Origin of the sequence: Pseudomonas sp. USTB-Z (genome assembly GCF_019691255.1) — a bacterium.
Classification (GTDB): domain Bacteria; phylum Pseudomonadota; class Gammaproteobacteria; order Pseudomonadales; family Pseudomonadaceae; genus Aquipseudomonas; species Aquipseudomonas alloputida.
Genome location: NZ_JAECZP010000034.1, coordinates 34,872 through 49,853, shown reverse-complemented (window position 1 = coordinate 49,853; position 14,982 = coordinate 34,872). Strand labels below are relative to the sequence as shown.

General features: G+C 62.2%; 13 protein-coding genes. 3 read left to right on the top strand and 10 right to left on the bottom strand.

The genetic code is table 11. The annotated features are described in order from the left end of the window. From I8746_RS26060 to rpsB, 9 genes are all read right to left on the bottom strand, one after another. A partial coding sequence (locus I8746_RS26060; RefSeq protein ID WP_311044816.1) for a POTRA domain-containing protein occupies window positions 1-474 on the bottom strand: 474 nt, incomplete at its 3' end. A 73-nt stretch (window positions 475-547) separates the two neighbouring features. Continuing rightward, complete coding sequence (rseP, locus tag I8746_RS26055; protein ID WP_012053542.1) at window positions 548-1,900, bottom strand: RIP metalloprotease RseP; 1,353 nt, start codon at window positions 1,898-1,900, stop codon at window positions 548-550. 72 nt (window positions 1,901-1,972) lie between these two features. Then, a complete protein-coding gene (ispC, locus tag I8746_RS26050; protein ID WP_041168522.1) occupies window positions 1,973-3,163 on the bottom strand; it encodes a 1-deoxy-D-xylulose-5-phosphate reductoisomerase in 1,191 nt (396 codons plus the stop codon). Then, window positions 3,160-3,975: a phosphatidate cytidylyltransferase gene (locus tag I8746_RS26045; protein WP_003252301.1), complete on the bottom strand. Its 816-nt coding sequence runs from the start codon at window positions 3,973-3,975 to the stop codon at window positions 3,160-3,162. The genes ispC and I8746_RS26045 overlap by 4 nt, the downstream gene beginning before the upstream one ends. Further along, a complete protein-coding gene (gene uppS / locus I8746_RS26040) occupies window positions 3,975-4,730 on the bottom strand; it encodes a polyprenyl diphosphate synthase (RefSeq protein WP_003252299.1) in 756 nt (251 codons plus the stop codon). The genes I8746_RS26045 and uppS overlap by 1 nt, the downstream gene beginning before the upstream one ends. A gap of 15 nt (window positions 4,731-4,745) precedes the next feature. Continuing rightward, window positions 4,746-5,303: a ribosome recycling factor gene (gene frr, locus I8746_RS26035; protein ID WP_003252296.1), complete on the bottom strand. Its 558-nt coding sequence runs from the start codon at window positions 5,301-5,303 to the stop codon at window positions 4,746-4,748. Continuing rightward, window positions 5,300-6,043, bottom strand: a complete 744-nt coding sequence (gene pyrH / locus I8746_RS26030; protein ID WP_003252294.1) for a UMP kinase — start codon at window positions 6,041-6,043, stop codon at window positions 5,300-5,302. Before pyrH ends, frr begins: the two co-directional genes overlap by 4 nt. 181 nt (window positions 6,044-6,224) lie before the next feature. Then, entirely contained in the window at window positions 6,225-7,088 is an 864-nt protein-coding gene (gene tsf, locus I8746_RS26025) for a translation elongation factor Ts (RefSeq protein WP_003252290.1), read from the bottom strand. 185 nt (window positions 7,089-7,273) lie between these two features. After that, window positions 7,274-8,011 carry a 30S ribosomal protein S2 gene (gene rpsB / locus I8746_RS26020; protein ID WP_003252287.1) on the bottom strand — a complete coding sequence of 246 codons (738 nt, stop codon included), beginning with the start codon at window positions 8,009-8,011 and terminating at the stop codon, window positions 7,274-7,276. 346 nt (window positions 8,012-8,357) lie between these two features. Between rpsB and map the strand changes: the two genes are divergently transcribed. The 3 genes from map to dapC are packed head-to-tail and all read left to right on the top strand — an operon-like array spanning window position 8,358 to window position 13,111. Further along, a complete protein-coding gene (gene map, locus I8746_RS26015; protein ID WP_003252286.1) occupies window positions 8,358-9,140 on the top strand; it encodes a type I methionyl aminopeptidase in 783 nt (260 codons plus the stop codon). Window positions 9,141-9,181: 41 nt separating this feature from the next. Continuing rightward, complete coding sequence (locus tag I8746_RS26010; protein WP_221101178.1) at window positions 9,182-11,884, top strand: [protein-PII] uridylyltransferase; 2,703 nt, start codon at window positions 9,182-9,184, stop codon at window positions 11,882-11,884. Window positions 11,885-11,914: 30 nt separating this feature from the next. After that, window positions 11,915-13,111: a succinyldiaminopimelate transaminase gene (gene dapC / locus I8746_RS26005; protein ID WP_012053545.1), complete on the top strand. Its 1,197-nt coding sequence runs from the start codon at window positions 11,915-11,917 to the stop codon at window positions 13,109-13,111. A gap of 105 nt (window positions 13,112-13,216) precedes the next feature. Here dapC and I8746_RS26000 read toward each other — a convergent pair whose 3' ends face one another. Then, window positions 13,217-14,863 carry a Na+/H+ antiporter gene (locus tag I8746_RS26000; RefSeq protein ID WP_012053546.1) on the bottom strand — a complete coding sequence of 549 codons (1,647 nt, stop codon included), beginning with the start codon at window positions 14,861-14,863 and terminating at the stop codon, window positions 13,217-13,219. Window positions 14,864-14,982 lie beyond the last annotated feature (119 nt).

The following is a 14,982-nucleotide window of genomic DNA, read 5'->3' as shown; positions in this document are numbered from 1 at the left end:
CGGCTGCGGCACCACCTCGGCGTCGACCTCGGCCGAGTAGCGCCCTTGGGCCACGTACTGGCGCTGCAGCTCATTACGCACACCTTCGAGGGTGGCACGCTGGAAGATCTCACCTTCGGCCAGGCCCGATTGTTTCAGGCCCTTCATCAGGTCTTCGGTGCTGATCGCCTTGTTGCCTTCAATCTCGATGCTCGACACCGACGGGCGCTCGACCACGTTGATGATCAGCACATTGCCATCGCGGCTCAACTGGATGTCCTGGAAGAACCCGGTCTTGAACAAGGAACGAGTCGAGTCCACCAGGCGGCGGTCGTCGGCCTGGTCGCCAACGTTCAGCGGCAAGGCACCGAACACACTGCCAGCGGAAACCCGCTGCAGGCCGTTGACGCGAATATCGGAGATGGTGAAGGACTCGGCGTGAACTTCAGCGATCATCAGTGCGGACATGACCGCAGTTAGCAGCAGACGTTTCATGAAGTCCTTTTATTCCAACTGGCAATAAACAACCTGCCGTCACAAAACGGCAGGTTCGCAATTGAGCGAAGCTTTATAGTCGACCCAGATCGTTGATCAGGGCGAGCAACATCACCCCTATGACCAAACTGATACCGATCTGAACCCCCCAACCTTGCACCCGATCCGACAGCGGACGACCGCGCGCCCACTCGACCAGGTAAAACAGCAAATGCCCCCCGTCCAGTACTGGAATGGGCAGCAGGTTAAGAACCCCCAGGCTTATGCTCAGGTAGGCCAGGAAATTCAGGAAATCCCCCACGCCGGACTGGGCTGAAGCGCCCGCCACTTTAGCAATGGTTATCGGTCCACTCAAGTTTTTTACCGAGAGCTCCCCGAACAGCATTTTCTTCAGCGATTCAAGGGTCAGGACGCTCATGTTCCAGGTACGCGACAAGCTCTCACCCACCGCATCCAGCGGGCCGTAGCTGATTTCGCGGAGCATGTTGGCAGGCCATTCGCCACCTTTGACGCCAGCGCCAAGATAGCCACCGACGGCCTTGCCCTCCCCCTTGCGGGCCAAGGTCACCGGCAGCTCCAGGGCAGCGCCATCGCGCTCCACTCGCACCACTACCCTGGCATCCGGACGGGCGCGCACGCGGTCGACAACCTGCTGCCATTCAGTCACTGCCACATCGTCCAGAGCCAGCAGCTTGTCACCGGTTTTCAGGCCCGCAGCGGCAGCCGGCCCCTTCGGATCGATCTCGGCCAGCACAGGTGTGATCGCCGGTCGCCAAGGGCGCAGCCCCAGGGATTGAATCGGGTCCGGCTCGTCGGCGCCCTTGAGCCAATTGTCCAGCTTGACCTGCAACTGACGCTCGGCGCTGGCGCCCTCATCGCGCACGCCAATCTGCAAGGTACCGCTCTCGCCCAGACGACGAACCAGCTGCAAATTGACCGCCGACCAACCGTTGGTCGGCTTGCCATCTACAGAAACGATTTCCTGACCTGCGGTCAGCCCTGCAGATGCTGCCAGGCTGCCACTGTCGACCGCGCCGATAACCGGGCGGATTTGCTGGGTACCCAGCATCGCCAGCACCCAGAAAAACAGGATAGCCAGCAGAAAATTGGCGATCGGGCCTGCCGCGACAATCGCAATACGCTGGCGCACCGACTTGCGGTTGAACGACTGCCCGGCCAGCGCCGGCGGCACATCGCCTTCACGCTCGTCGAGCATCTTGACGTAGCCCCCCAGAGGAATGGCCGCAACAACGAACTCGGTGCCGTGGCGATCATGCCACCGCAGCAGCGGCGTGCCGAAACCCACCGAGAAACGCAGCACCTTGACGCCGCAGCGGCGCGCCACCCAGAAGTGACCGAATTCGTGGAAAGTGACCAACACACCCAACGCCACGAGGGTGCCGATAATCATGTAGAGCGCTGTCATGTCCATCTCCGAATGATGTTCAGCGGGCGGGCATTCCTGCCCAGCCCCCTCACGAACCTTGGCGGGGCTGCATCAGCGGCCGTGACGCCTCAGCCACTCACGGGAAAGCTCCCGGGCACGCTGATCGGCGGCAAATACCGCATCCAGCGACGGCAGCGGCACGACCGGTTCCTGGTCGAGTACCTGTTCGATCATACCCGCGATCTCCGGGAAGCGGATGCGCCGTTCAAGAAATGCCTCGACCGCAACCTCGTTGGCTGCATTGAGCACGGCAGGCGCGCTGTTGCCGGCCTCGGCAGCCTGCCGCGCAAGGCGCAGGCAAGGGAAGCGTTGTTCGTCGGGCGCCTGAAAATCCAGACGGGCGATGGCGAACAGGTCCAGAGGGGCAACCCCGGAATCGATCCGTTCCGGCCAGGCCAACGCGTTGGCGATCGGCGTACGCATGTCCGGGTTGCCCAACTGCGCGAGTACCGATCCGTCCACGTAGTCGACCAGCGAGTGGATTACACTCTGCGGGTGCACCACCACCTCAACCTTGGACGGCACGGCATCGAACAACCAGCAGGCTTCGATCAACTCGAGGCCTTTGTTCATCATGCTGGCCGAATCCACGGAAATCTTGCGCCCCATGGACCAGTTAGGGTGCGCACAGGCTTGCTCCGGGGTCACGTCCAGCAGCGCCTCGACCGGCGTTTCGCGGAACGGCCCGCCGGACGCGGTAAGCAGGATCCGGCGCACACCGACGGCACTCAGACCACGGGCGTAGTCGCCTGGCATGCACTGGAAGATAGCGTTGTGTTCGCTGTCGATCGGCAGCAGCACGGCCCCTTTTTGCCGCACCGCCTCCATGAACAGTGCGCCCGACATCACCAGTGCTTCCTTGTTGGCCAGCAACACCTTCTTGCCGGCCTCGACCGCTGCCAGCGTGGGCCGCAGGCCGGCAGCACCGACAATGGCTGCCATCACTGCATCCACTTCAGCGGCCGACGCCACCTGACAAAGCCCGGCCTCACCTTCCAGCACCTCGGTGGTGCAGCCGGCCGCAGCCAGACCCGCACGCAACCTCACCGCCGCCTCAGTGCTCGGCACCACAGCGAATGCCGGGCGATGACGCACACATAAGGCCAACAGCTCGTCGATGCGCGAATAGCCAGTGAGGGCAAACGCTTGATAACGGTCAGGATGGCGCGCAATCACATCCAGCGTGCTCAGGCCAATGGAGCCGGTGGCCCCGAGCACGGTAATACGCTGCGGGCGACTCACATCACACCCCATTCGGCAGCCCACAGCAGTACGGCGAAAATCGGGATTGCCGCAGTCAGGCTGTCAATGCGATCGAGCACACCCCCATGCCCGGGCAACAGATTGCTGCTGTCCTTGATACCGGAGCGACGCTTGAACATGCTCTCGGTCAGGTCACCGACCACCGAGGACATCACCAGCAACGCAGCGCCCAACAGGCCCAGCAGGATCTGACCAAAGCCCCAGTCGCGGCTGATGCCGACACCCAGGGTAATCAACAGGCTGACCGCCAGGCCACCGTACACGCCTTCCCAGCTCTTGCCCGGGCTGACCTGCGGAGCCAACTTGCGCTTGCCGAATGCCCGGCCAGAGAAGTACGCACCGATGTCGGCGGCCCACACCAGCACCATGACGGACAGGATCAGCCAGTTGCCCAGGGGCCAGTGCTTGAGCAGCACCAACCCTTGCCAGGCCGGCAGCAACACCAGCAGGCCGATCAGCAACCGACAGGCAGCACTGGCCCACAGGTCGCTGCTGCGCGGGTAGGTAAGCACCAGCCAGGTGGCCAGCCCCCACCAGATCACCGCAGCGCCCAGTACCCAGGGCGCCAGTTCCGGAAGGATGTACAGCAGCATCAACGCCCCCGCGACCACCGCAGCATAGGCAATGCGCAGCGGCTGGGCCATCAGCCCGGCCAGGCGCGCCCACTCCCAGGCACCGAGGGTCACTACGAAGCCGATGAACAGGGCGAAATCCCCGCCATTGAGCAGGAAGAAACCACCCAGCGCGACCGGCAGCAGGATCAGCGCAGTAATGATGCGTTGTTTAAGCATTAAGCACGAGCTCCAGCCTCGACCTGCTCGCTGGTCTTACCGAAGCGGCGCTGGCGCGAAGCGAAATCGGCCAGGGCATTGCGCATGGCCTCGTGTTTGAAGTCCGGCCAGTAGAGGTCGGAGAAGTACAACTCGGCATAGGCCAGCTGCCACAACAGGAAATTGCTGATGCGGTGCTCGCCACCGGTGCGAATACAAAGGTCTGGTAACGGCAGCTCGCCGGTTGCCAGACAGGTCTGCAGCAGGCCCGGGGTGATGTCTTCGGGGCGCAGGTGCCCGGCTTGCACTTCCCGCGCCAGCCGCTGGGCAGCCTGGGCGATGTCCCACTGGCCACCGTAGTTGGCTGCTATCTGCAGAATGAAGCGGTTGTTGCCGGCGGTCACTGCCTCGGCTTCGCGCATGGCGGCCTGCAGCTCAGGATGGAAACGCGATCGGTCGCCGATGATGCGCAGGCTGATATTGTTCTCGTCAAGGCGCTTGGCCTCACGGCGCAGCGCCGAGAAGAACAGCTCCATCAGCGCACCGACCTCTTCGGCAGGGCGCTGCCAGTTCTCGCTGGAGAAGGCGAACAGGGTCAGTACCTCGACCCCGGATTTGGCACAGACTTCGATGACCGCGCGAACGGCGTCCACACCCGCCTTGTGCCCGGCCACGCCGGGCAGCAGGCGTTTTTTCGCCCAGCGATTGTTGCCATCCATGATGATCGCGACATGACGCGGCACCGAGGACGGCGCCGCTGGCTTGGTCTTTTCCATTAAAAAACCCCGGCCTTAGACGGCCATCAGGTCCTTTTCCTTGGCTTTGAAGGCAGCATCGACTTCGGCGACGAACTTGTCGGTCAGCTTCTGGATCTCGTCCGCGGCGCGACGCTCTTCGTCTTCGCTGATCTCCTTGTCCTTGGTCAGCTTTTTCAGGTCAGCCAGGGCGTCGCGGCGCACGTTGCGCACGGCTACCTTGGCATCCTCGGCAACACCGCTGGCCTGCTTGGTGTAGCCCTTGCGGGTTTCCTCGGTCAGGGCCGGCATCGGGACACGGATGGTGGTACCGGCGCTGGACGGGTTAAGGCCCAGATCGGAGGTGAGGATGGCCTTTTCGATGGCAGCGCTGAGGTTCTTGTCGTGAGCGACGATCTTCAGGGTGCGGGCATCTTCGACGGTGATCGCGGCGACCTGGTTCAGCGGCATTTCGCTGCCCCAGGCGGTAACCTTGACGCTGTCCAGGATGCTTGGGTGAGCGCGACCGGTGCGGATTGCAGCCAGGTTGCGGGACAGGGCCTCGATGGACTTGCCCATGCGCTCCTGCGCGTCTTTCTTGATGTCGTTGATCATGCTTGGCCTTCCTCGATCAGTGTGCCTTCAGCGCCACCCACCACGATGTTCAGCAGGGCGCCAGGCTTGTTCATGTTGAATACCCGCAATGGCATCTTGTGGTCACGGCACAGGCAGATTGCGGTCAGGTCCATCACACCCAGCTTGCGATCCAGAACCTCATCGTAGGTCAGGTGATCGAATTTCTCGGCATGCGGGTCCTTGAATGGATCGGCAGTGTACACGCCATCGACCTTGGTCGCCTTCAGCACCACGTCAGCATCGATTTCGATGGCGCGCAGGCAGGCCGCGGAGTCGGTGGTGAAGAACGGGTTGCCGGTACCGGCGGAGAAAATTACCACATCCCCGGAGTTGAGGTGACGAATAGCTTTGCGGCGATCGTAATGATCGGTGACACCCACCATGGAAATGGCCGACATGACCAGGGCCGGGATGTTCGAGCGCTCCAGCGCATCGCGCATGGCCAGGCCGTTCATCACGGTAGCCAGCATCCCCATGTGGTCACCCGTGACGCGGTCCATGCCGGCTGCGCTGAGCGCGGCGCCGCGGAACAGGTTGCCACCACCGATCACCAGGCCGACCTGGACGCCGATCCCTACCAACTGGCCAACTTCAAGCGCCATGCGATCCAGCACTTTCGGGTCGATCCCGAAGTCTTCCGAGCCCATCAGGGCCTCGCCGCTAAGTTTGAGCAAAATGCGTTTATAGCGAGGTTGGCGACCACTCACCTGCTGAGCCATTGCGAGTCTCTCCTGCGGCGTACTTTTAGAAAATTCGTGCGGGCTGTTTGCAGCCTGCTAACTGTAGCGTGGCACCGCTTCGGTGCCAGCGAAGAGGGAGTCGTATAAACCCCTCTCCGTTTTGACAAAGAGGCTGCGCGCGTGAGCGGGCAGCCTCTTTGGGGCGACAGACGGGGCTGTCTTACTGCTTGGCAGCAGCTACCTGAGCGGCAACTTCAGCAGCGAAGTCGTCGACTGGCTTCTCGATGCCTTCGCCTACTTTGAAGTAGGTGAAGGAAACGATTTCAGCACCGGCTTTCTTGGCCAGCTCGCCAACCTTGACTTCCGGGTTCATGACGAAGGCTTGCTCTTTCAGCGAGGCTTCGGCTTTGAACTTGGTGATACGACCGTTGATCATGTTCTCAACGATGTTTTCCGGCTTGCCGGCGATCTTGTCGGCGTTCAGCTGCAGGAAGACATTCTTCTCGCGCTCGATGGCCTCGGCGGAGATTTCCGACGAATCCAGGAACTCAGGGTTCGAAGCTGCAACGTGCATGGCGATGTTCTTCGCCAGCTCCACGTCACCGCCTTTCAGAACGACGACAGCGCCGATCTTGTTGCCGTGCAGGTAGGCACCGACAACGTCACCCTCAACGCGCACCAGGCGACGGATGTTGACGTTCTCGCCGCACTTGGCAACCAGGGCTTCACGAGCAGCTTCACGCGAGGCGATCAGCGGAGCGGCGTCGGTCAGCTTCTGGGCGAAGGCTTCTTCGAGGCTTTCGGCCACGAAGTTCTTGAAGTCGTCTTGCAGGGCCAGGAAGTCGGTCTGCGAGTTCACTTCCAGCAGGACGGCGGATGTACCGTCGGTCTTGACGGCGATAGCGCCTTCAGCAGCGACGTTGCCAGCCTTTTTGGCGGCCTTGATGGCGCCCGAGGCACGCATGTCGTCAATGGCTTTCTCGATGTCGCCGCCGGCCTTTTCCAGGGCCTTTTTGCAATCCATCATGCCTTCGCCGGTACGCTCGCGCAGTTCTTTTACCAGCGCTGCAGTAATTGCTGCCATTTCAAAATCCTCTTGGAAAGTTTTTCAACCATTCCACCCGTCAATCACGGGCGTTCAATTCTGCAAATCCGCTGTTTTCATTTCAGCAGGCCCATGATGCGGGGCCGATGCTGACAGCAGGATTTCAAGGTGGCAAAAAGGGGGCAAAGCCCCCTTTTTGCGTGCCAAGTAGACGCTAGCGCCTATTACTCAGCAGCAGGTGCAGCCGCTTCTTCAGCGTAAACTTCGGTGCCGCCGGCAACGTTGTTGCGGCCGCGGATGACTGCGTCAGCCATCGAAGTCATGTACAGCTCGATAGCGCGAATGGCGTCATCGTTACCTGGGATGATGTAGTCAACACCTTCCGGGCTGCTGTTGGTATCGACAACGCCGATAACCGGGATACCCAGCTTGTTGGCTTCGGTGATCGCGATGCGCTCGTGATCAACGTCGATAACGAACAGAGCGTCTGGCAGACCGCCCATGTCCTTGATGCCGCCCAGGCTGCGATCCAGTTTTTCCAGGTCGCGGGAGCGCATCAGGGCTTCTTTCTTGGTCAGCTTGGCGAAAGTGCCGTCTTCGGCCTGGGTTTCCAGGTCGCGCAGACGCTTGATCGAAGCGCGGATGGTCTTGTAGTTGGTCAGCATGCCGCCCAACCAACGGTGGTCAACGTACGGCGAACCGCAACGAGCTGCTTGCTCGGCGACGATCTTGCCGGCGGAACGCTTGGTGCCGACGAACAGGATCTTGTTCTTGCCCTGGGCCAGGCGCTCTACGAACGACAGAGCGTCGTTGAACATTGGCAGGGTTTTTTCCAGGTTGACGATGTGGATCTTGTTACGCGCGCCGAAAATGTACTTGCCCATTTTCGGGTTCCAGTAACGGGTCTGGTGGCCGAAGTGCACACCGGCCTTCAGCATATCGCGCATGTTGACTTGGGACATGATAGTTCCTTGATAAGTCGGGTTGGGCCTCCACGTATCCCAATGACCAACCCGCGAATTCTGCAACTCGGGGCACCCAGGTCATCGTGTCGACACGTGTGTGGGTTAAGTGCTGACGGGGTCGTCCCCGAAAGCGGCGCATTTTATACCACAGACCGCGAGCGAACGGAACCCGGATACTGTTGCGTCTGTCAGCACTTTTTGCAGCACCCCGGCTTTCGCGCCAGAATGCCAGCTGTAGACAACAGCATGACCGCCTTTATCCCGACCGATCGGCGCCCTGCTCTGCTAGAATCCGGCCTTTCCCGTTTGTTCGCGCCGTGCACGGCGCCGTAGAGAGCCTGTAATGACCGTCACCATCAAGACCGCAGAAGACATCGAGAAGATGCGCATCGCTGGCCGCCTGGCCGCCGAAGTGCTGGAAATGATCGAAGAACACGTCAAGCCCGGTGTCACCACCGAAGAGCTCGACCGCCTGTGCCACGATTATATCGTCAACGTTCAGCAGGCCATCCCGGCACCGCTCAACTACAAGGGCTACCCGAAGTCGATCTGCACCTCGATCAACCATGTGGTCTGCCACGGCATCCCCAACGACAAGCCGCTCAAGGACGGTGACACGCTCAATATCGACGTCACCGTGATCAAGGACGGCTACCACGGCGACACCAGCCGCATGTTCCACGTCGGTAACGTGCCGGTCTGGGCCGAGCGCCTGTCCAAGGTCACCCAGGAATGCATGTACAAGGCCATCGAGCTGGTCAAGCCGGGCTGCCGCCTGGGCGACATCGGTGAAGTGATCCAGAAGCACGCGGAAAAGAACGGCTTCTCGGTAGTGCGCGAGTTCTGCGGTCATGGCATCGGCAAAGTGTTCCATGAAGAGCCGCAGATCCTCCACTACGGCCGCGCGGGCACGGGCATGGAGCTGAAGGAAGGCATGACCTTCACCATCGAGCCGATGATCAACCAAGGCAAGGCCGACACCAAGGTGCTGGGCGACGGCTGGACCGCCATCACCAAAGACCGCAAGCTCTCGGCCCAGTGGGAACACACTTTGGTGGTGACTGCGACTGGCTACGAGATCTTCACCCTGCGCAAGGACGACACCATCCCGCGCACTTCGGCCTGACCGCACTCCGACAGGCCACCCCACGACAGGAACGTGACGCGATGCCCCAGGTGGACCCCGAGCTGTTCGACCGTGGCCAGTTCCAGGCGGAACTGGCCCTCAAGGCGAGCCCCATCGCCGCCTTCAAGAAAGCCATCCGCCTGGCCGGCGAGGTGCTCGACAAACGTTTTAGCGCCGGCAGCGACATCCGCCCGCTGATCGAGGCCCGCGCCTGGCTCGTCGACAATATCCTGCAACAGGCGTGGAACCAGTTCGACTGGGGCGACCAGAGCGGCATCGCCCTGGTTGCGGTGGGCGGCTACGGGCGCGGTGAACTGCACCCGCACTCGGACATCGACCTGCTGATTCTGCTGGGCGCTGCCGAGCACGAGCAGTACCGCGACGCCATCGAGCGCTTTCTGACCTTGCTGTGGGACATTGGCCTGGAAGTCGGCCAGAGCGTGCGCACCGTCGACGAGTGCGCCGAACAGGCCCGCGCCGACCTGACGGTAATCACCAACCTGATGGAAAGCCGCACCATCGCCGGCCCCGAGGCCTTGCGCCAGCGCATGCTGGAAGTCACCAGCACCGCGCACATGTGGCCGAGCAAGGAGTTCTTCCTGGCCAAGCGCGCCGAACTCAAGGCCCGCCACCACAAGTACAACGACACGGAATACAACCTCGAACCCAACGTCAAGGGTTCGCCAGGTGGCCTGCGTGACATCCAGACGGTCCTTTGGGTGGCCCGCCGCCAGTACGGGACGCTCAACCTGCATGCACTGGCCGGCGAAGGCTTCTTGCTGGAAAGCGAGAATGAACTGCTGGCTTCGTCCCAGGACTTCCTCTGGAAAGTCCGTTATGCCCTGCACATGCTGGCCGGACGCGCCGAAGACCGCCTGCTGTTCGACCACCAGCGCAGCATCGCCACGCTGCTGGGCTACAGCGATGAAAACCCCAAGCGGGCGATCGAACAATTCATGCAGCAGTACTACCGGGTGGTGATGAGCATCAGCCAGCTGTGCGACCTGATCATCCAGCACTTCGAAGAGGTTATCCTCGCCGATGAGGAAAGTGGCAGCACCCAGCCACTGAACGCGCGGTTCCGCCTGCATGACGGCTACATCGAGGCCGCCCATCCGAACGTGTTCAAGCGCACGCCGTTCGCCATGCTGGAAATCTTCGTGCTGATGGCCCAACACCCCGAGATCAAGGGTGTGCGTGCCGATACCGTGCGCCTGCTGCGCGAACACCGCCACCTGATCGACGACACGTTCCGCACCGATATCCGCAATACCAGCCTGTTCATCGAGCTGTTCAAGTGCGAAATCGGCATCCACCGCAACCTGCGCCGGATGAACCGCTACGGCATTCTCGGCCGTTACCTGCCAGAGTTCGGCCTGATCGTCGGGCAGATGCAGCATGACCTGTTCCACATCTATACGGTCGACGCGCATACCCTCAACCTCATCAAGCACCTGCGCAAGCTGCAATACACGCCGGTTTCCGAGAAATTCCCGCTGGCCAGCAAGCTCATGGGGCGCCTGCCCAAACCCGAGCTGATCTACCTGGCCGGCCTGTACCACGACATTGGCAAGGGTCGCCAGGGCGACCACTCGGAAATCGGTGCAGTGGACGCGCAGAAGTTCTGCGAACGGCACCAGTTGCCGGCCTGGGACAGCCGCCTGATCGTCTGGTTGGTGCAGAACCACCTGGTGATGTCGACCACCGCTCAGCGCAAGGACTTGTCCGACCCGCAGGTGATCAACGACTTTGCCCTGCACGTGGGCGACGAGACGCGCCTTGACTACCTGTACGTACTGACCGTGGCCGACATCAACGCCACCAACCCGAGCCTGTGGAACTCGTGGCGGGCCAGCCTGCTGCGCCAGCTGTACACCGAAACCAAGCGCGCCCTGCGTCGCGGCCTGGAAAACCCGCTGGACCGCGAAGAGCAGATTCGCCAGACCCAGTCGTCAGCGCTGGATATTCTGGTGCGCGAGGGCATTGACCCGGATGACGTCGAGCAGCTATGGGCGCAACTGGGCGATGACTATTTCCTCAAGCACACGGCCGCCGACGTGGCTTGGCACACGGATGCGATCCTGCAGCAACCGGCCGATGGCGGGCCGCTGGTGCTGATCAAGGAAACCACCCAGCGCGAGTTCGAAGGCGGCACGCAGATCTTCATCTATGCCCCCGACCAGCACGATTTCTTCGCCGTGACGGTGGCGGCCATGTCGCAGTTGAACCTGAACATCCACGACGCACGAATCATCACGTCGAGCAGCCAGTTCACCCTCGACACCTATATTGTGCTGGACAACGACGGCGGCTCGATCGGCGACAACCCGCAGCGGGTCAAGCAGATTCGCGACGGCCTGACAGAAGCGCTGCGCAACCCCGAGGACTACCCGACCATCATCCAGCGCCGGGTGCCGCGGCAGCTCAAGCACTTCGACTTCCCGCCGCAAGTGACCATCCTCAACGATGCCCAGCGGCCGGTGACCATCCTCGAAATCACCGCGCCAGACCGCCCAGGCCTGCTGGCCCGGCTGGGGCGGATCTTCCTGGAGTTCGACCTGTCACTGCAAAACGCCAAGATCGCCACCCTCGGTGAGCGGGTAGAAGACGTGTTCTTCATTACCGATGCCGACAACCAGCCGCTGTCAGACCCGCAGCTGTGCAGCCGCCTGCAGGAAGCCATCGTGCAGCAACTGCAGGCCGGTCAAGGTAGCGACACCAGCCAGACCCGCGTGACCTTTTAACGATTAGACGATTGACGAGACCTTGCGCCGATGAACCATGCCTTGACCCAGCTTCAGCCCTATCCGTTCGAAAAGCTCCGCGCCCTGCTGGGCAGTGTGAAGCCTGCGGCGGACAAACGCGCCATCGCCCTGTCGATCGGTGAGCCGAAGCACGAATCGCCGGCGTTCGTTGCCCAGGCCATGGCCGACAACCTCGACAAGCTGGCGGTTTACCCGAGCACCCTTGGTTTGCCAGCCCTGCGCCAGGCCATCGGCCAGTGGTGTGAACGACGCTTTGGCGTGCCAGCCGGCTGGCTGGACGCCGACCGCCACATCCTGCCGGTCAATGGCACCCGGGAAGCGCTGTTCGCCTTCACCCAGGCCGTGGTCAACCGCGCCGATGACGGCCTGGTGATCAGCCCCAACCCGTTCTACCAGATCTACGAAGGCGCAGCGCTGCTGGCCGGCGCCACCCCGCACTACCTGCCGTGCCTGGAAAACAACGGTTTCAACCCGGACTTCGACGCCGTACCGGCCGAGGTGTGGAAGCGTTGCCAGATCCTGTTCCTGTGCTCGCCGGGCAACCCTACCGGTGCGCTGGTGCCAATGAACACCCTGAAGAAGCTGATTGCCCTGGCTGACGAACACGACTTCGTGATCGCCGCCGACGAGTGCTACAGCGAGCTGTACTTCGACGAGGACGCGCCACCGCCTGGCCTGCTGTCGGCATGCGCCGAGCTTGGCCGTAGCGATTTTGCGCGCTGCGTGGTGTTCCACAGCCTGTCCAAGCGCTCCAACCTGCCTGGGCTGCGCTCGGGCTTCGTCGCGGGCGATGCCCAGATCATCAAGCCGTTTCTGCTGTACCGCACCTACCACGGCTGCGCGATGCCGGTGCAAACCCAGCTGGCCAGCATCGCTGCCTGGCAGGACGAGGCGCATGTGCGCGCGAACCGCGACCAATACCGAGCCAAGTACGATGCCGTGCTGGATATTCTGCAGCCGGTACTGGACGTGCAACGCCCGGACGGCAGTTTCTACCTGTGGGCCAAGGTACCGGGCGACGATGCCGAGTTCACCCGTGACCTGTTCGAAGCCCAGCATGTGACCGTGGTACCGGGGTCGTACCTGTCACGCGAGGTGGATGGGGTGAACCCGGGTGCCGGGCGCGTGCGCATGGCACTGGTTGCACCGCTGGCCGAATGCATCGAGGCGGCCGAGCGGATTCGCGCCTTCCTGCAAAACAGCTGATCAACCCCTTCGCGGGCACGCCCGCTCCCACAGGTACTGCGCTGATTTCAAGCGCAGCGCAGTACCTGTGGGAGCGGGCGTGCCCGCGAAGGGCCTTGATAGGGTCTACTTGACCTGCCCCAGGTTCGCCTCACTCATATCCAGCTCACCCAGTACTTGCCGCACCACCTCATCCCCCACCAGGTGCTGACGATGCAGGTTATACAATTCCAGCCGCTGCGCCCTCAGGGCACGCAAGCGTAAACGCCGCTCCAGCAAGTCCATCTGTGCGGCCAGGGCCTTGGCTTCGGCACTGTCGTCGTAGCTTTCCAGCTCATCCCGGTATTCAGCCATCAAGCGCGCCTTCAACTCGGTCGCCAACGTTGCCTGCGCAGCATCCTGCGGGGCGTTGCTGTCGATCACCTCTTCTGCCTCCAAGGCATGAATCGCCGCCTCGGCCGTGCGCCGCCAGGCTTCCTGCACTTCCTGGTGCAAGCGCTCGTCCGGGCTCTTGGTCACCCCGCGCAGTAATATCGGCAGCGCGATGCAGGCGCTGATCAACGACAGCAGGATTACCCCCGCAGCAATGAAGATAAGCAGGTCACGCTCCGGGAACGCTGTACCAGCCCCTATCAGCAACGGGATCGACATGACACCCGCCAGGGTGACAGCGCCGCGCACACCCCCCAAGGTCAGCAACCAGCAGGAACGCGCCGTAGGCATCAGCACCAGTGCCGGCTTGCCGCGCCAGCGACGGACCACGCCGATCGAGCGCCAGATACTCTGGACCCAGATGAACCGCAACACAATCAGTGCGGCAAAGATCGCCACCACGTCCAGGCAGCGGTAGGCCAATGTCGGCCAGAGGGTCGCTTCGTGGCTGACCACAGCCTTGATGATGTCTGGCAACTGCAAGCCCAACAACAGGAAGATCAGGCCATTGAAGGCAAACTCCAGCAACGACCAGACACTGCGGTTGAGCAGGCGGGTACTGGTCTGACGCGGCAGCAGGTCGAGCCAGCTCTGCATCATGCCGGCCGCCACTGCCGAGAGAATACCCGAAACGCCCAGGCGCTCGGCCAGCACGTAGGCTGCGAACGGCAGCAGCAACATGAACACCACATGGGTAGCCGGATCGTCCCAGCCCCGGGTGATCATCCACATGCGCAGGCGACCGATCAACCAGCTCAGTACCACGCCCACCGCAAGGCCGCCCAGTGCGACCAGCACGAAGCTGAAGCTGGCGTCAGCCAACGAAAACACCCCGGTGATCGCCGCCGCCAAGGCGAACTTGAAGGTTACCAGGCCCGACGCGTCGTTCATCAGCGCCTCGCCCTGCAGCATGTGCATCAGGGGAGTGGGCAGGCGGTCCTGGGCAATGGCCGAAACGGCCACGGCGTCGGTCGGCGAAAGCACTGCCGCCAGGGCGAAGGCCACCGGCAACGGGATGCTCGGCAGCAACCAGTGGATGAAGTAACCGGCGCCGACCACGGTGAACAACACCAGCCCCACGGCCAGCGCCACTACCGGGCCACGAATGCGCCATAACTCACGCTTGGGGATGCGCCAGCCGTCGGCGAACAGCAGCGGAGGCAGGAACAGGAACAGGAACAATTCGGGGTCAAGGGCTACATGCAGGCCCAGCGTCGGCCACGCCAGCAAGGCACCGGCGGCAATCTGTACCAGCGGCAATGGCAGCGGGATCACACGGCCGACCAGCTTCGACAGGCTGACCAGGGTCAGCAGGATGAGGACGGTGTAGGCGGACTGCATCCGGTAAGGCTTCCTTTGTGAACCAGAAACGACAACGGGGCGAAACATCGCCATTGAAACAATATGTTAGCGGCGATCGGCGAGCTGGGGCCGCTGCACGATAGTCGCAGGTGGCGGTT